Consider the following 17,113-nt stretch of genomic DNA (forward strand, 5'->3'; position numbering starts at 1 on the left):
GTAGGAGTGAGCCTGCTCGCGATAGCGGTCTGACAGTTGAATTATCAGTGTCTGACACTCCGCTATCGCGAGCAGGCTCACTCCTACAAGGAAATGTGCTCAGGGCTTAACTTTGCGTCCGGCCATGTGCTGGAGATACCCCACAAGCATTTCCAAATCCCCCTCCGGCAAAACCTCTACCGAAAACCCCGGCATCTTCGCCTGTGGCCACTGCCGCAGACTCTGCGGATCGCGAATGTAACGCTTCAAGAAATCCACGCCGAAATACTCGGTCGGGTTATACGGAATGTTCAGGTCCGGCCCGAATTGCGCGTCCCCCGCGCCGTTTAACCGGTGACACGCCAGACAGTTCTTCTGAAACAGCGCAAACCCCAGATTCACCGGGTCATTCGCCTTCAACGCAGGATCCGGTAGCAGGGCCGGGAAGCGTTCGGCCACGGGTGCCATGCGCTTGATGCTCGCGACCTGGAATGGCCATTGCTCCGGGCTGATATTGCCGGCCTGCGGATCGGTCCAGACCAGATAGAACGGCCCGGCGCTGTGCTTGCCCTCAGACAGCGCTGGCCAGGGCTGAGCCGGATCCTCAATGGCCAGCCAGGCCCGTGCGCCATTTGTATTGAGCAGCGGCGCTGCAGCTAACTCGGCGGCGAACCCGTCCAGTGCCACCGCTTGCAGGTGATCTTGCGGTTTGATCCCGGTCAGCAGCGCAGCCACGGGCACGGCGCGATAGGTCATGTCCTTCTTGTAGGACACATCGTTTTTGATGGTGAGGGTTTGTACCTGAGGATGCTTGAGCAATGCCTCGGTCTGCCAGGTGCGGCTGCTTGCGCCCAGTTGCAGATCCAACTGTGCGGCAGACAAGGGCATGCTCAGCAGCATGGCCCCGAACACAATAAGCGCTTTCAAATGGTCGCCGTCCATGTCGTGGGAGTGCGCCAAGGTTGGCACAGCCACGCTGGCCCGGGTAGCGGGCCAGTCACATTTTCAGTGGCGATAAACAGCACCTGCCGCTCGATTCAGCCGATGACCTTGGTCAGATTCGGCAAAATCAACAACAGCGTCGTGGCGAAAAGAATGAGCCCTGCTTGACGAACTTTCGGTTGCTTGAACATGGCTTGACCGCCTTTATTGTTATTTCCTGATGCTTGCCTGCATATCCATGACGGCAAGCGCTGCACTTCCTGTTGAAGAACGTCTGCCTCGGCAAAACCCGACGACCCTGACGTACATGTTCTACATTAGGGGCCACGTCACGCTTGGCTTAGATCCATTTCATATGGAGCGCTTGCCATGTGCGATAAAAAAGGCATGAGGCTTATTGCCAGCTTCTTTGCCGCCCGCTGGCTAGACAACTCGCCGACCTGAACCGGTTCACCTGACAGTTAATGACCGTCCGTCTGAGCGTGTGGGTCAAGCGCATTGAGCACTGTGGTCATTGAATCCATTGCCGCTCGGGCCAAGAGTGGGGACACAAGCAATCACTCCCCGCACAGGTTCGAGGACGTCATGACCCAAGCTTTGATATTCGATGCGTTACGCACGCCCCGTGGCAGAGGCAAGGCCGATGGCGCCTTGCACAGCGTCAAACCGGTGAATCTGGTTGCCGGTCTGCTGACCGCGCTGCAAGAACGCACCTCGCTCGATACCAGTCAGGTCGATGACGTGGTGCTCGGCTGCGTCACGCCGATTGGCGATCAAGGCTCGGACATTGCCAAAACCGCTGTGCAAGTGGCCGATTGGGATGTCAGCGTTGCCGGTGTGCAGATCAACCGCTTTTGCGCCTCGGGCCTGGAAGCGGTCAACCTCGGCGCGATGAAAGTACGCTCGGGGTTCGAAGATCTGGTGGTGGTCGGCGGTGTCGAGTCGATGTCGCGGGTGCCGATGGGCAGCGACGGCGGCGCCTGGGCGCTCGATCCGCAGACTAATCTGCACAGTCATTTCACTCCGCAAGGCGTCGGTGCCGACCTGATCGCTACGCTTGAGGGTTTCAGTCGTCACGACGTCGATGCCTACGCGCTGCACTCGCAGCAGAAAGCCGCACGGGCGCGGGCTGACGGTTCGTTCAACAAGTCGTTGGTGTCGGTGCAGGATCAGAACGGCATCATCCTGCTCGACCACGATGAGTTCATCCGCGCTGAATCGACCCTTGAAGGCTTGGGCAAGCTCAAGCCGAGTTTTGAAATGATCGGCCAGATGGGTTTCGACGCCACGGCGTTGCGGGTCTACAGCCATGTGGAACGAATCAATCATGTACATACACCGGGCAACAGCTCCGGGATCGTCGACGGTGCTGCACTGATGCTGATCGGCTCCGAAGCCAAAGGCCGGGCGCTGGGGTTGCAACCCCGGGCGCGCATTGTCGCCACGGCGGTCACCAGCACTGATCCGACCATCATGCTCACCGGCCCGGCACCGGCGACGCGCAAGGCACTGGCCAAGGCCGGGTTGCGCGTTGAAGACATCGACCTGTTCGAGGTCAACGAGGCGTTTGCCTCGGTGGTGCTGAAGTTCATCAAGGACATGGCCGTCGACCCGGACAAGGTCAACGTCAACGGCGGCTCGATCGCCATGGGGCATCCGCTGGGCGCCACCGGTTGCGCGATCCTCGGAACGCTGCTCGATGAACTGGAAGCGCGGCGCCTGCGCTATGGCCTGGCGACGCTGTGCGTCGGCGGCGGCATGGGCATTGCCACCATCATCGAACGCCTCTGAGCCCCGAATTCAAGGAACCTTGTTATGAGCGAAGCCATCCGTTACGAAAAAGGCCAGGACGCCATCGTCGTGCTGACCATCGACATGCCGGGCCAGAGCGCCAATACCATGAACGCCGTGTACCGTGAGGCCATGGCCGCCTGCGTTGCACGCTTGGTGACTGAAAAAGACCAGATTGCCGGGGTCATCATCACCTCGGCGAAGAAAACCTTCTTTGCCGGCGGTGACCTCAACGAACTGATCAAGGTCGGCAAGCCTGAAGCCAAAGCCTTCTATGACATGGTGCTGACCCTCAAAGCGCAGTTGCGCACCCTGGAAACCCTCGGCAAACCGGTGGTTGCGGCGATCAACGGTGCGGCGCTGGGCGGTGGTTGGGAAATCTGCCTTGCCTGTCATCACCGCGTGGCTTTGGAGGATGCATCGGTGCAACTCGGTCTGCCGGAAGTAACCCTCGGCCTGTTGCCGGGCGGCGGCGGGGTGGTGCGCATGGTGCGCATGCTCGGCATCGAGAAAGCGCTGCCTTATTTGCTTGAAGGCAAGAAGGTGCGGCCGCAACAGGCATTGCAGGCGGGGCTGATCGATGAACTCGCAGCGGATCGCGATGAGTTGCTGGCCAAAGCACGAGCCTGGATCGTGGCCAACCCGACAGCGGTGCAGCGATGGGACGTGAAGGGTTATCAGATTCCGGGCGGCACGCCGTCGAACCCGAAAGTCGCGCAGATGCTGGCAATTGCACCGTCGATTTTGCGCAGCAAGACTCAAGGGACGATGCCGGCGCCGGAAAAGATCCTCTGCGCGGCGGTGGAGGGCGCTCAAGTCGATTTTGATACCGCGCACTTGATCGAAACCCGTTATTTCACCGAACTGACCACCGGGCAGATTTCGAAAAACCTGATCGGCACGTTCTGGTTTCAACTCAATGAGATCAACGCCGGTGGTTCGCGGCCGCAGGGCTTTGCGCCTTACAAGATGCAGAAGCTCGGCGTGCTTGGCGCAGGAATGATGGGCGCGGGTATTGCGTTTGTCAGTGCTTCGGCGGGTATTGAAGTGGTGCTCAAGGACGTCAATCTGGCTGCTGCCGAAAAAGGTAAAGCACACTCTGCCGCGTTGCTGGACAAGAAAGTCTCTCGCGGACAGATGGATGCTTCAAAGCGTGATGAGGTGTTGGCGCGGATCAAGCCGTCCGAAAATGATGCCGACCTCGCGGGTTGCGATCTGATCATCGAAGCGGTGTTCGAAGACCGCGACCTCAAGGCCAGGGTCTCTGCTGCAGCCCAGCGAGTTGTTGGCGCCGAAGCGGTCATCGCCTCCAACACGTCGACGTTGCCGATCACCGGTCTGGCGGCTGCCGTACCGGATCAAAGCAAATTCATCGGCCTGCACTTCTTCAGTCCGGTGGAAAAAATGCCGCTGGTGGAAATCATCAAGGGCGCGCAGACCAGCGATGAAACCCTCGCGCGCGGTTTCGATTTCGTTGTGCAAATCAAGAAAACCCCGATCGTCGTCAACGACAGTCGCGGCTTCTTCACTTCGCGGGTGTTCGGCACCTTCACCAACGAAGGTATTGCCATGCTCGGCGAGGGCGTGAGTGCGCCGATGATCGAAACCGAAGCGCGCAAAGCCGGGATGCCGGTCGGACCTCTGGCTATCTCTGACGAAGTTTCCCTCAGCCTGATGAGCCATATCCGTCAGCAAACAGCCAAGGACCTACGGGCAGAAGGGAAACCGCTGATTGAGCACCCGGCCTTTGCCGTGATTGACTTGCTGCTCAACGAATACAAGCGTCCGGGCAAAGCGGCGGGTGGCGGTTTTTACGATTACCCAAGCGGTGCACAGAAACATTTGTGGCCCGAACTGAAGACGCGATTCGAGAAAACCGACGGGCAGATTTCGCCTAAGGATGTGCGTGATCGGCTGCTATTTGTACAAGCCATTGAAACCGTGCGCTGTGTGGAAGAGGGCGTGCTGACCTCGACAGCGGACGCCAATGTCGGCTCGATTTTCGGTATCGGGTTTGCGCCGTGGACCGGCGGTGCGTTGCAGTTCATCAACCAATACGGGGTGAAAGATTTCGTCGCTCGCGCGCAGTATCTGGCTGAGCAATATGGCGAGCGTTTTGCGCCGCCCGCGCTGCTGCTGGATAAAGCAGCGAAAGGTGAAATGTTCTAACGGCAACGAGCATTCCAGGGCTTGCCTTGCCAAGGTGTTTCAGGGCAGGCTCTGGGGTGTTCATTATTCCCATCACGTGTCAGGTATTTTTTATGTCGCTACGCATCTGCATTCTGGAAACCGACATCCTGCGTCCGGAACTGGTCGATCAATATCAGGGTTACGGGCAGATGTTTCAGCGCCTGTTCTCGCAGCAACCGATTGCCGCCGAGTTCACCGTCTACAACGTGATGCAGGGCCAATACCCGAGCGACGACCAGACGTTCGACGCGTATCTGGTCACCGGCAGCAAGGCCGATTCGTTCGGCACTGATCCGTGGATTCAGACCCTCAAGCAATACCTGCTGACGCGTTACGAGCGCGGCGACAAACTGCTCGGCGTGTGCTTCGGCCATCAACTGCTGGCGCTGCTGCTCGGCGGCAAGAGTGAGCGCGCCACGCAAGGTTGGGGTGTCGGCACCCATAACTACAAACTCGCGGCCAAGGCGCCGTGGATGAGCCCGGTGCGTGAGGAACTGACACTGCTGATCAGCCACCAGGATCAGGTCACAGCGCTGCCGGAAAACGCCACGGTGATTGCTTCCAGCGATTTTTGCCCGTTTGCGGCTTACCATATCAACGATCAGGTGTTGTGCTTCCAGGGCCACCCGGAATTCATCCACGATTACTCGCGTGCGCTGCTGGATCTGCGTCAGGAAGCGTTGGGTTCGCAGATCTACAGCAAAGGCGTAGCCAGTCTGGAGCAGGAACACCATGGCGCTACGGTTGCGGAATGGATGATGCGGTTTGTCGCGCACAAGCCAGAAACTGTCTAAGGCCAAAAGCTTCGCGAGCAGGCTCGCTCCCACATCAGATTTTCGGTGCGCCACCGATCAATGCGGGAGCGAGCCTGCTCGCGAATGTTCCAGACAACTCGGTCCGCTCTACAACCACCCGGACTTCTTGAAGCTCGCCCACAAACTCACGCATCCCACCGTAATAAACCCCAGCACACCGAAGTAGCCATAGTGCCAACTCAGTTCCGGCATGTTCTGGAAGTTCATCCCGTAAATCCCCGCCACCGCCGTCGGAAACGCCAGAATCGCCGCCCAGGCAGCAAACTTGCGCTGCACCACGCTTTGCCGTGAAGCCTCGAGCAACACACCGATCTCGATGGTCTGGCTAGCGATATCGGCCAGTGTGCTCAGGTCTTCCATCTGCCGCGTTACGTGGATCTGCACATCGCGGAAGTACGGGCGCATGTTCTTGTCGATAAACGGGAAGCTCAGCTTCTGCAGTTCCTCGCCAATTTCGACCATCGGCGCCGCGTACCGGCGCAGGCGCACGACATCGCGGCGCAAGCCATGCAGCTTCTGGATGTCACGCTCGTTCAACGCGCTACACAACACGTTGCGTTCCAGTTCATCGATTTCGGCATGAATGGCTTCGCCCACCGGTTGGTAGTTCTCGATGACGAAATCGAGCAGCGCATACAGTACGAAATCTTCCCCGTGTTCCAGCAAGAGCGGGCGTGCCTCACAACGTTGGCGGACATGGGCGTAGGACGCCGAGTGACCGTTACGCGCGGTGATGATGTAGCCCTTGCCGGCAAAGATGTGCGTTTCGATGAACTGCAGAACGCCGTGTTCGCGGATGGGCGAGTAGGTGACGATAAACAAAGCGTCGCCAAAGGTTTCCAGCTTCGGCCGACTGTGTTTTTCCAGGGCGTCTTCAATGGCCAGTTCGTGCAGGTTGAACTGACGTTGCAGATTGGACAGCTCCTGAGCGTCCGGCTCTTCCAGACCGATCCAGACAAAGTGACCGGTTTTCGCGGCCCAGGCGGCGCCTTCGTCGAGGGTAATATTGGTGACTTTCTTGCCTGCGCTGTATACCGCAGCAGCAACAACTCGACCCATGGTGGTGATTCACTTCTTCTTGGCAGGTGGCAGGGAATACAAGGCTTCAGCTTAGCCGTGTCGCTGCTTGAGAGTCAGTGAAATCTGTACAGTTCACCGGGCAAAAGAAAACCCGCACAGGGCGGGTTGTCTTCTTAGGCGGCTTGCAGTTGCCGGTCCATCGATTCAATGCACTCGCGCATCTGCTCGCGGCACTGATGGATGAGCATGGGCATGTCGTCCATGGTCAGTCCGGCTGTAGGAATCGCCGGCAGCGAGCGTATGAGGATTTTCCCGCTGCGCCAGCGATTCAGGCGCATGTGCTTGATGTAGCTGCTGACGCAAACCGGAACGATCGGCACACCGGCGGCAATCGCCATCTGGAACGCGCCTTTTTTGAAGGGCAGCAATTCTTCGCCGAGATTGCGCGTGCCTTCCGGGAACACCCAGATCGAGGTGTCTTCGTTCTGCAAGGTATTGGTAGTGGTGAGCATCGACTGGCGCGCCTTGTGCGCATTGCCACGGTCGATCAACACATTGCCGGCCAACCAGAACAATTGCCCGAACAACGGAACCCACTTGAGGCTCTTCTTGCCAATGCACACGGTTCGACGCGGCACTACGTTGCCGAACACGAACAAGTCATAGTTGGACTGATGGTTGGCAATGATCACGCAGCTGTCAGGTTTGTTCATCAATCCACTGACATCGGACTTCACCCGTAAACGCAAAATACACATTGCCGGCAGCGCGTAGAGGCGGGCGCACAGTCGGCTGTTGTCCGGATTGAACGGGCGGCAGATCCCGAGAATCACTCCGAGCACGCCGGCCAGAATAAAGTGCAGGCCCATCAATAACATACGAAACACGAACAGCATTTTCAGGCCCCACCGGGACAAAAGGTGGCGCAGTGTACGGATGTGCACTGTTTTCGGCAATTGCCACTATAGAGTCCGGAGATAGCCGATGTTTAAGCGCATGTTTCCGAATGGAGGGTCAGACCTGTCCTAGAGCGGCCGCAGACTTTTAAACCAGGCGTACAAGAAAAAGCCCGACACGACGGTCGGGCTTTTCTTGAAGAGATAAACGGGTGGTTAACCCAGGTGTTCCTGATCCTGGATGATCGCGTTATCCAGGGTTTCCAGCAGCGCCTTGCGTACTTTCAACTTGGTATTCTTGTGCGCGAGCATGTTGATCTTCTTCAACTGACGCGCAGCGGCGAGGGCGGCAGCTTGCAGCTCCTCGGCGGCAACCACCTTGTCGAGGAAACCGGCATCTACAGCGCTTTGCGGATCGAACATCTCGCCGTTGATCACCGAGCGGTGGAACGCCGAGCGACGCAGACGATCACGCGCCAGTTCGATACCGGCGTGGTGCATGGTCATACCGATCTGCACTTCGTTCAGACCGATGCTGAACGGTCCGTCGACACCGATACGGTAATCGGCAGACAACAGAATGAAAGCGCCCTTTGCCACGGCATGACCCGGGCAAGCGACGATCACCGGAAACGGGTGGGAGAGCAGGCGACGCGCCAACGTCGACCCCGCAGTTACCAGTGCCACCGCCTCTTTAGGGCCGGCAGTCATCACTTTCAGGTCATAGCCGCCGGACAGAATCCCCGGCTGACCGGTAATGATCACGATGGCACGATCAGTTACCGCCTGATCCAGCGCCGCGTTGAATGCCGCAATCACGTCCGGAGAAATGGCATTGACCTTGCCGTTGCTCAAAGTCAGGGTCGCGATACCGTCTTCGAGGTGGTAGGAAATCAACTCACTCATGACGCTATTCCTTGTAAGAAAGATGGGCAGACGTTACCCACCGCCGCAGGCCAGGTAAAGCGCCGTGACTGACCCGCCAGTCACCGTTTCCCGGCCCGTCCAGCGTGGCGAGGCGTTCTGCTTCTATATAGAAGGGCCACGCCCACCGAAGATTGGCCGGTTTGCCATGGGCTGCCAGCGGGCAAAACGACTTTTTCTCTTAACCGCATGAAAATTCTGAAAAAAAGTTTGCCATCGCAAAAGCTTTCGACTACATTAGCGCGCCTCGACAGACAGAACATGTTTGAAGAGATACGGTGAAGTGTCCGAGTGGCTTAAGGAGCACGCCTGGAAAGTGTGTATACAGGAAACTGTATCGAGAGTTCGAATCTCTCCTTCACCGCCACATTCAGTACACAAAACCCCTGATTTCGAAAGAAGTCAGGGGTTTTGTGGTTTCTGGCGTCTGGATTTTATTGGCAGCGGCGTGAAGTCCGCTTTGAGCCATTACAATCGCGAATTTATTCCTCCGTATAGGGACGACATCCATGATCATTTCCACCACTCATACCATTGAAGGTCGGCAAATCACGGCATACCTGGACATTGTCAGTGCCGAGTCGGTGCAGGGCGTCAATGTGATTCGTGACATGTTCGCCGGTATGCGCGATTTTTTCGGCGGACGTTCGCAGACGCTAGAGCGGGCTTTGAAGGAGGCGCGTGTTCAGGCCACCGAAGAAATCAGGGAGAGGGCGCGTGCTTTGCAGGCGGATGCAGTGGTCGGGGTGGACTTCGAGATCAGCATGCCTGGCGGGAAGGGCGGGATGGTTGTGGTGTTTGCGACGGGGACAGCGGTGAAATTGCGCTGAATGTCGATCGCTGGTCATGTGAGCCCGTCCAGATAATGGATGGGCTCTTTTTCTACGCCATCAGCCCTGTGGCTTGAGGATTACCGTGCCTCTCGAGTCGTAGGTCAGTGGTGTGTCGATGGCGACAAGAGTAGGCGTGTCCGAAGGTTGGCTCGGTTGCGCTGGCTCGCTTGGATGGTAAATGACACCAGGCTGCAGAATCGGCTTGTCCGGATACTTGATGGTGATTTCACCGGAAGCGATCTTGTCCTTGAGCAGTTCACCCCCGGCTTTGCCGGCAGCGATTTGTTCGTCCGTGAGCTTTACGACGGGCAGATTCGGGAATCCGTTGATTTGCATGTTCTCTCCTTGAGATTCATTTGTATAAAAAAGGGCAACGGCCTGTCGGCAGAATTCTTTAGCAAAGCAAGACCAGCGGTTCGTGGTCGAGTTTAATTTTTTTGAGGCCACTCGTCGGGCGCCAGCTAATCTGAATCACAAGTCCAAGAGTGACCAACTAGTCTCAAAAGCATTGGAGGTCGATATTTTTCAGGCAAAACGGGTTTTGCCGGTGTCGATCTGTTGCGAAGGGGCGAAGATATGACTGATCCGTATATCGAAGACGATGGCGCTGAATTTTCCTTCAACAACTGCGTACGGTGCGGCCAGACTGAGTATCAGTCTGGATTTGGCGAAGATCCAGTGCAGATCGGCAAGATCAAATCCACGGCACCCAAGGGACCGAAGGCGAAATTTCTCCCCAAGGTCACCACGCGAGCCAGAAAATAATCTTTGTCTGAATAACCCCGTCATCGATCGGGGTTTTTTTATGACTGTGCGTGTGAAGAAATTTCTTACATTCGATGGCGGCAAAAATCAATTTGCTTTCACAAACTTTTCACGTCTGCCGCAGTAGGGTGAAGCCATCCGTTAGAAAGCAAGTCTCCAGCCCGTCTCCCCAGCGGGCTTTTTTTTGCCTGTCATAAAACCTTTTGCAGAATCGCTGTCCAATCGGCGCCATGTGCGCGAAGCCTCTGATTTCGTCTGGACTTTTGCGCGGCGACGGCATTAAATCCCGGCCCTTTTTGTCATCCCTATTTTGAGGTTTACGTCATGCGTTTAACACTGCCCGCTCTGGTTCTGGGGCTTCTGGTTGCTCAAGGTGCAATGGCTGCCGGTGATGGCACTGCGGCGCTGGGCGGTGGTTTGGGTGGCGCGCTGGGTAATGTCGTCGGCCAGAAAATGGGCGGCAGCACTGGCGCGGCCATTGGTGCTGGCGTAGCAGGCGCGGCGGGCAGCGCAGTGGCGGCGCGCAAGGGTAGCCGGACCAAAGCGGCGATTGGCGGCGGTGTCGGTGCAGCCGGTGGTTCGGTGATCGGCAACAGCCTGGGCGGCAAGACCGGCGCCACGATTGGTGCTGGCCTGGGTGGCGCAGCTGGCGGCGCAGTGGGCAGCAACTTGTCCAAAGGACACAAGCGTCACTGAGACTGATCGTTTGTCAGAAAAAGCCCGGCTCAATGTCGGGCTTTTTCATGGCTGAACGTTTTCCCGGTTTGCGTCTCCAATCTCACATAGGCCCATGTCTGGGCGGACTGTCCCGCTTCGGGAACTGTGAGGTTCATATGCGCTTGTCATTATCTGCACTGTTTTTCGGTTTGCTGGTAGCACAAGGGGCGATGGCCGCTGGTGATGGCACCGCCGCTGTGGGTGGCGGCCTGGGCGGCGCGCTCGGCAATGTGGTCGGTGGACAACTCGGTGGCAGTACTGGCGCAGCGGTAGGTGCAGGCGTTGGCGGCGCGGCCGGCAGTGCCGTCGGGGCGAACAAACGCAATCGAACCGAAGCCGCCATTGGCGGTGGTCTCGGCGCGGCGGGCGGCTCGGTCGTCGGCAACAGCCTCGGCGGCTCGACCGGTTCGACCATTGGCGCTGGGTTGGGCGGCGCGGCCGGTGGTGCGGTCGGCAATAACCTCGGTGACGATGGCGGATCTCATTCGGGTGGTGGCCACAAGCACAAGAACAAGAACAAACATAAAAACCGCCATCATTGATGGATGGTTAAACGGAAACCCGGCATTTTGCCGGGTTTTTTGCATTTGCTCGTCGGACTTCGGAACGATTGGCTGTGGGGCTTTTCGAACGTCATACACGCCACGAGATGATGAGGTTTGCCATGACTCCCGAAACTGAGGGCAAGGAAGAGAAAGGTTCGAGTGGATTGCCGTTTATCAATGATCCGGGGAATGAAGATCCGGGCTCACTGATGGATGATGCGACGGTGCCGCTGAATGATTCGGATGAGGCGGATATGGAGTACGACGAGGACGAGGATGAGCAGTGAACGCTTGTCTTCAAACCAAACCTAGTTATCTGAACCTGAATCTACTGGGCCTGTAATTTCAGGCCCTTATAGGTGTGCATGCTAGTCAGCCAGACTTTCGTTTAACTTCCTTTCGATGTGATGTAGCCATACTTCGCCAGATGCCCATTCGTTCCAGTAACAGTAGTAGCAATGCAGTTCCTTTAACAAAAACGCCCGTAGGTCCATTTCATTTAGCCTTCGGCTGAGTAAGGTTTGCAGCTCGTTACGGACTAATAGCAATACTTTCTTGTCGGAGTTTCTCAAAAAATCGTCAATCACTTGATCAGCTGTGTCGTGCTCCACCAGCCAGTCTTGATGAAAGTAGGCGCCAAAAAAATCTTGAGCCTCTGGAAAGTCACTTTTCATAGCTCTGGAAATCCCGTTAGTAAAAAATATCCCAAAGGTAGCGCAGGGTCTTTTTTCAAGACCAATAGTAATTTTGATGCTGATTGTGAGTGCGTAAGGCCATTGAGCATACTCACACCCACTGGTCGACCGAGATCATGCGAAAAACTCGTTTTCCCTTTGTTGCTGTTCAAGAAATGAGTCACTTTTTGCGAATTCGAGCTTAATGCTTCAGATACTGCAGCTTCAGCCTCGGCGCGATTCATGAAAGTAGAAGCTGCAGGAATGTTCGGCTCTGCTTGTAGTCTTTGAGCCAGTTGAGTATCAGTTCTTCCAACATGCTTGATAATCAAATGCCCACCTTGGGCTTCGTGCGCTGCTAATCCCCCACCTGGAACAATTTGACTATAAGGCCCATCTGCCTGTATCGCTCCAGGGCACGGAGTACAAGCCAACCCCAACGGATCCACCCACCCCGTCGGGTTCGGCACGTACTGGTACTGATTCAGCCCACCGGCCAACTTGATCGGATCCGGCGTCAGATACCGCCCCAGCCTCGGGTCGTAGTACCGGTGCCGGTTGTAATGCAGCCCGCTTTCCGCATCGAAGTACTGCCCCTGAAAACGCAGCGGCTGGTTCAGGTAGTCCTCACCGGCCAGGGTCAGTGCGGCGATTTTGCCGTAGGCGTCGTATTGCGCGGACCAGACGATGTCGCCGCTGTAGTCGGTGAGTTCCTGCGGGGTGCCGAGGTGGTCGAGTTGGTAGTAGAACGGGCAGGCTTTTTGCGGGCCTTTGCCGTCGAGCAGCGCGAGGGGGCGGAAGGTGCCGGGTTCGTAGACGTAGCTGCGGTATTCGTTTTCGCTGCTTTCGGCGACGAGATGCTCGCCTTGCCAGAAAAACTCGGTGGTCTCGCCGTTGACGGTTTTGCTGATGCGTCGGCCGAAGGCGTCATAGCGATAGCTGGCGGTCTGGCCGTCGGGGCGGGTCAGGCCGATCAGGCGGTGCTGGCTGTCGTAGCGGTATTCGGTGACGAGGGTCTGGGCGCGGCCGCGACGTTCGCGGATCAGGTTGCCGAAGGCGTCGTAGTCATAGTGGCGGTCGCCCTGCATGAGCAGGCGGTTGCCTTTGATCTGGCTCGGGCCGGGGCGGTCCTGCATCAGCAGGTTGCCGGCCGGGTCGTGGGCGAAGCTTTCCGGCAGTTCGTCGCGCGAGTGGCGTACGCGAATGAGGCGGTCGAGGGCGTCGTAGCCGTAGGTGCGCTGGCCGTGGCGGCTGTCGGCGATGTGCGCGAGATTGCCGTTGGCGTTGTAGGCATAATCGCGGCGGAACAACGCATCGCGCTGATGGCCTACGGCATGCGCGAGTAATCGTCCTTGATCGTCGTAGGTGTATTCGCTGAGCAGCAAACCCTGCTGGCGTTGCCGTTCGCGTCCGGACTGATAGACATGACGGGTCAGCGGCGTGCCGTTGAGGTCGATGTCGGTCAGCGCGCCACCCTTGGCGTGGCGGTAGTCGAGCACGCTGTTGTCCGGCAGGCGCATGCGCTTGAGCTGGCCGCAGGCATCGTAGCGGTAACGCAGGGAGCCCCAGCCTTGATGCTCGGTGATCAGCCGGTCCTGACGGTCGTACTCGAAGGCCAGCGGGTGTTGCTGGCCGTCGTCGACCCCAATCAAACGGCCGAGGCGGTCGTATTGGTAGGTGACCTTGATGCCGTCGGGCAGGGTTCTGGCCAGAAGACGCCCGGCAGCATCGCGCTCATAAGCAGTGAGCAAACAAGAGCCGTCATCACCGAACTCGGTCTTCTCCAGCAGATGGCCGTTGAGGTCATAGGCGTACGCCGTGCGCCGACCATCAAAACCGCTTTCCTGGCGAATCAGCCCGGTCGGCGTGTAATCCAGCCGGTACTTTTCCCCGGACTCGTTTTCAATCTCGGTGAGCAGCAGTTGCGCATGGTCGTAGCGGTACTGCACCCGCGTGCCGTCGGGGTTGATCCGCCGCGAGACCAGGTGCAGATCGTCGTCGTATTCGTAGCGGGTGATGCGCCCCAGTTCATCGCGCTCGGCAGTGACCTGACCGTAGGCGCCGTAGCTGTAGGCGCGGGTGCTGCCGGTAGGAAATGTCGTCTGGATCAGTCGGCCAACCGCATCCCAATGCTGACGGGTGACCGCACCGTGTTCGTCGGCGGTTGTGGTCCGCCGCCCCAGCGCGTCGTAGGAAAAACGCCGCACGCCACCGTCGGGCAAGGTCTCTTCAATGAGTTGGCCGAGGGCATTCCAGACCAACCGATGCCGACTGCTGTCCGGGTAGCGAATCGACAGCAACTGCCCACGGATGTCGTAGTAGTAATGCGTAACTTGGCCGTCCGGATCGACCGCCTCGGTGACATCGCCCTCGGCATTGCGCCGGTAGATCCACACCGCGTCACCGCGAGAGCGTTTATGCAGGAAACCATTGCGATACTCGTAGGACGTTGGCGTCTCAGCCGGCGGAATCAGCGCCACCAGCCGTCCGACCTCGTCGTAGCGGTATTCGGTGACCGCACCCAAGGCATCCTGCTCGGCGATCAACCGCCCCGAGGAGTCATAGGCCTTGAGCTGTTCGCCACCATCCGCCGAGACTTTACTCACCAGCCGCGCACGCTCGTCGTGGACGTAAGTCTCTTCGGTGCCATCGACGTAATGCACTGCGACGCTGCCGTCGTCATTCCAGACGTAACGCGTGTCCATCTGCGAAAACGATGCCCAGTGGCGCACGCACCGCGCAGCCTTGCCCGACCGTTCCCACTCCCAGAAGAAGCTCGCCCCGCCCGCCAGTTGCCGCTGCAGGATTACGTGAGCGTCGTCGTAGTCGTAACGCTCGCTATCACCGACGGCATTGGTCGCTTCGATCAGGTGCTGATAGGCGTCGTAGCGGTAACTGACCAGCGCCTGTTCGGTGCTCCAGGCACCGTCGCGAAACACCTGGTAATCCACACCAACCAACTGCGCGCGGTCATAGCGCAACAGCAGCGAACGCCCGGCGCCGTTGTCCAGTCGCTGCACCCGGTCAGAGCGATCGCGCTGCACCGTCAGACGGTTGCCATAGCTATCGCTGATCGCCGTCAGCCGTCCTGCGCGAAAGTGATAGAACCGCGCCGTTTCCCCGGCCAGTGCCAGGATCAGCTCTTCCGGTTCATCACCCAGAAAGATCGCCGCCCGCGACAGGCTGTTGTGAATCGCCGGTCGTTCAACGCTCGGCACTGGAAAGCGGGTACGACGGTTTTCGTGATCGACCCAAACCACCTCATCAGCGAAAAACTCCAGCCGATGCGCCAGCGAATGGCTCCAGCCAAACCCCAGCCCGACATTGATCTCAGCAGCGCTGGAGCGATACAACCGCGCAAACTCAAACGGCAACACGCCATCAAGCACCGCATCGCTCAGGGTCAGCAGTTCTTCACCGGTGACCATCGACACCGGGCAGCCGTTGGTGCAGGTGCGCGGCACGCAATCAGCGCTGTCGCCGTTGGGGTTTTTCGCCTGATCCGGCGAGTCGTCGTGAGGCTCATGCCGTTCCATTCGGCTCGAAGCGCCAGGCTTGTCCCGCACCACAGGCGCCGGATTCGGCACCGTCAACACCAGCGAATCGGCCTGACGAATGTTCAGCGGTATCGACGGTGTCGGTTTCAACTCAACGTCACGCGCGTGAAACATCAGTGGCTTCAACGCGCCCGCGTGTCTATTCAGCTCCGGCGCAGAAGTCAGTTCCGCCAACCGCAACGCGGATGCCGCCAACCACTCTCGAGCCCGGGGCGACTTGATCTTCGCCAGCACTTTGCTGCTCAAACGCAGTGGCACGCCGACGCCACCCGACAACGACGTCAGCAGAAAACCGATCAGCAGTTCGGCCCGCACCTCGGCCACCACTTCAGCCAGATACTGCGGCGGGAGCATCTTCAGCCAACTGGTAAACGCGGCCAGATGAATGAACAGCAGCGGTTCGTCACTGAGGACCAGCAGACCGTTGGCAATGGCGTCGCTGGAGGCATTCAACAACGCCTCAAGCTCGGCCTCGCTGAGGTATTCCAGAAGTTTTGCGCTGTTGGCCTGCAAGTCGGCGAGGAGGGCAAAGAGCTGTTTGATGTCATCCCAAACGCCGTTCAGGGCTTGCTCGAACCCGCGCCAGTCGGCGTGTTGCAACTGACCGTAACGCTCAAGAAACCCGGCGCTGGAAAACTCCGTCCATTGTGGTTGAAACCCTGCCCACTCAGAGCGTAGCCAGCCCTCCAGGCCTGCAATGACACCTTGATAAGAGGCATACAGAGCACGCACATGGTCGGTGGAAACATCGGGAAAGAAGGTGATGCGATAACGCTGGCCCCGATCGCAGTCGGTCACCTGCAGAATGCCGCTGGGGCCGATGGTGTAATGCAGCGCTTCGCCGAAAGTCAGTACGCCGCCGACATCGGCAAGCACCGGCTCGAGGGTCACCGGGGTATCGCCAATCGGCACAAACCGCGCGGCGTCGAACATGTGCACCAGCGTCAGCGCCCCGCTGGCCGGGCACATGACCACCGATGAACTGAGCGGCTGGCGCGACTTGATCGGCGCGCTGAGGCGCACGTCGTTGCCGACAGTAAACACCTGCTCGACATCCAGCGCGGTCCCGCTCCAGAACTGCTCGGCCCAAGCGTCGTAGTGGTTCAGACACAGGCGAAACTCGCGGATCAGGTGTTCGAAATCCGGCTCATCGGGATTCAAAGCAGCAACAACGAGCAGGCCGATGCTGTTGTTCAGGACCAGAAGCCGATCGGTTGGAAGCATTCGCAGTCTCTCGCGCACATCAAAAAGGTGCGGGGACTTTGCGGGGGATCAATCAGGAAAGAAGTCGGGCGAGTAGGCGTTATCTGTAGGATGTTTCGCTAAATATCTGCGAGTAGTTCATCGCCCAACAAACATTGCCCGTTGCTCAATGTCCGTCGCGCTCGTTATGCTGCTGAACCCTTTAATCAGATCCGCGTAGCGGCACCAACCGTGCCGCCCGGGATGTCTTTGTTAACGGATC

At 58.2% G+C, this 17,113-nt stretch carries 15 protein-coding genes and 1 tRNA gene; 9 read left to right on the forward strand and 7 right to left on the reverse strand.

The features are described 5' to 3' along the window. Nucleotides 1-99: 99 nt before the first annotated feature. Nucleotides 100-921: a c-type cytochrome gene (locus AC3IUF_RS09300; RefSeq protein ID WP_489281617.1), complete on the reverse strand. Its 822-nt coding sequence runs from the start codon at nucleotides 919-921 to the stop codon at nucleotides 100-102. Between the two features lie 585 nt (nucleotides 922-1,506). Here AC3IUF_RS09300 and AC3IUF_RS09305 point away from each other — a divergent pair. From AC3IUF_RS09305 to AC3IUF_RS09315, 3 genes are all read left to right on the forward strand, one after another. Beyond that, nucleotides 1,507-2,712 carry an acetyl-CoA C-acetyltransferase gene (locus AC3IUF_RS09305; RefSeq protein WP_007914069.1) on the forward strand — a complete coding sequence of 402 codons (1,206 nt, stop codon included), beginning with the start codon at nucleotides 1,507-1,509 and terminating at the stop codon, nucleotides 2,710-2,712. Nucleotides 2,713-2,736: 24 nt separating this feature from the next. After that, entirely contained in the window at nucleotides 2,737-4,881 is a 2,145-nt protein-coding gene (locus AC3IUF_RS09310; protein ID WP_489280908.1) for a 3-hydroxyacyl-CoA dehydrogenase NAD-binding domain-containing protein, read from the forward strand. A gap of 92 nt (nucleotides 4,882-4,973) precedes the next feature. After that, nucleotides 4,974-5,696 (forward strand): amidotransferase, encoded by a 723-nt coding sequence (locus tag AC3IUF_RS09315; RefSeq protein WP_007914071.1) that lies wholly within the window; start codon nucleotides 4,974-4,976, stop codon nucleotides 5,694-5,696. A gap of 108 nt (nucleotides 5,697-5,804) precedes the next feature. Here the strand turns inward: AC3IUF_RS09315 and AC3IUF_RS09320 are convergent, their stop codons facing one another. The 3 genes from AC3IUF_RS09320 to AC3IUF_RS09330 all read right to left on the reverse strand — a co-directional run bounded on the left by AC3IUF_RS09320 (nucleotide 5,805) and on the right by AC3IUF_RS09330 (nucleotide 8,539). Then, on the reverse strand, nucleotides 5,805-6,776 hold the full coding sequence (locus AC3IUF_RS09320) for a magnesium and cobalt transport protein CorA (RefSeq protein WP_007914072.1): 972 nt from the start codon (nucleotides 6,774-6,776) through the stop codon (nucleotides 5,805-5,807). A 134-nt stretch (nucleotides 6,777-6,910) separates the two neighbouring features. Further along, complete coding sequence (locus tag AC3IUF_RS09325) at nucleotides 6,911-7,633, reverse strand: lysophospholipid acyltransferase family protein (protein ID WP_007914073.1); 723 nt, start codon at nucleotides 7,631-7,633, stop codon at nucleotides 6,911-6,913. Between the two features lie 216 nt (nucleotides 7,634-7,849). Next, entirely contained in the window at nucleotides 7,850-8,539 is a 690-nt protein-coding gene (locus tag AC3IUF_RS09330; RefSeq protein ID WP_007914074.1) for a crotonase/enoyl-CoA hydratase family protein, read from the reverse strand. A 295-nt stretch (nucleotides 8,540-8,834) separates the two neighbouring features. Here AC3IUF_RS09330 and AC3IUF_RS09335 point away from each other — a divergent pair. Beyond that, nucleotides 8,835-8,924 (forward strand) — tRNA-Ser (locus AC3IUF_RS09335). A 142-nt stretch (nucleotides 8,925-9,066) separates the two neighbouring features. After that, the gene (locus tag AC3IUF_RS09340; protein WP_007914076.1) at nucleotides 9,067-9,387 is read left to right on the forward strand and encodes a YbjQ family protein; all 321 of its coding nucleotides are present in this window, start codon (nucleotides 9,067-9,069) and stop codon (nucleotides 9,385-9,387) included. A gap of 60 nt (nucleotides 9,388-9,447) precedes the next feature. Here AC3IUF_RS09340 and AC3IUF_RS09345 read toward each other — a convergent pair whose 3' ends face one another. Further along, nucleotides 9,448-9,726 carry a hypothetical protein gene (locus tag AC3IUF_RS09345; RefSeq protein ID WP_007914077.1) on the reverse strand — a complete coding sequence of 93 codons (279 nt, stop codon included), beginning with the start codon at nucleotides 9,724-9,726 and terminating at the stop codon, nucleotides 9,448-9,450. Between the two features lie 240 nt (nucleotides 9,727-9,966). Here AC3IUF_RS09345 and AC3IUF_RS09350 point away from each other — a divergent pair, with 240 nt between their 5' ends. From AC3IUF_RS09350 to AC3IUF_RS09365, 4 genes are all read left to right on the forward strand, one after another. Then, nucleotides 9,967-10,155 (forward strand): hypothetical protein, encoded by a 189-nt coding sequence (locus tag AC3IUF_RS09350; protein WP_095114355.1) that lies wholly within the window; start codon nucleotides 9,967-9,969, stop codon nucleotides 10,153-10,155. Nucleotides 10,156-10,479: 324 nt separating this feature from the next. Continuing rightward, nucleotides 10,480-10,851: a glycine zipper domain-containing protein gene (locus tag AC3IUF_RS09355; RefSeq protein ID WP_007914079.1), complete on the forward strand. Its 372-nt coding sequence runs from the start codon at nucleotides 10,480-10,482 to the stop codon at nucleotides 10,849-10,851. 137 nt (nucleotides 10,852-10,988) lie between these two features. Next, nucleotides 10,989-11,414 (forward strand): glycine zipper domain-containing protein, encoded by a 426-nt coding sequence (locus AC3IUF_RS09360; protein WP_095124920.1) that lies wholly within the window; start codon nucleotides 10,989-10,991, stop codon nucleotides 11,412-11,414. Between the two features lie 122 nt (nucleotides 11,415-11,536). Beyond that, nucleotides 11,537-11,704, forward strand: a complete 168-nt coding sequence (locus tag AC3IUF_RS09365) for a hypothetical protein (RefSeq protein ID WP_185051886.1) — start codon at nucleotides 11,537-11,539, stop codon at nucleotides 11,702-11,704. 81 nt (nucleotides 11,705-11,785) lie between these two features. Here AC3IUF_RS09365 and AC3IUF_RS09370 read toward each other — a convergent pair whose 3' ends face one another. Next, a complete protein-coding gene (locus AC3IUF_RS09370; protein ID WP_447784310.1) occupies nucleotides 11,786-12,091 on the reverse strand; it encodes a contact-dependent growth inhibition system immunity protein in 306 nt (101 codons plus the stop codon). Next, nucleotides 12,088-16,872 (reverse strand): RHS repeat-associated core domain-containing protein, encoded by a 4,785-nt coding sequence (locus AC3IUF_RS09375; protein ID WP_489280909.1) that lies wholly within the window; start codon nucleotides 16,870-16,872, stop codon nucleotides 12,088-12,090. Before AC3IUF_RS09375 ends, AC3IUF_RS09370 begins: the two co-directional genes overlap by 4 nt. Nucleotides 16,873-17,113 lie beyond the last annotated feature (241 nt).

It is taken from the genome of Pseudomonas sp. KH_040, assembly GCF_057839305.1.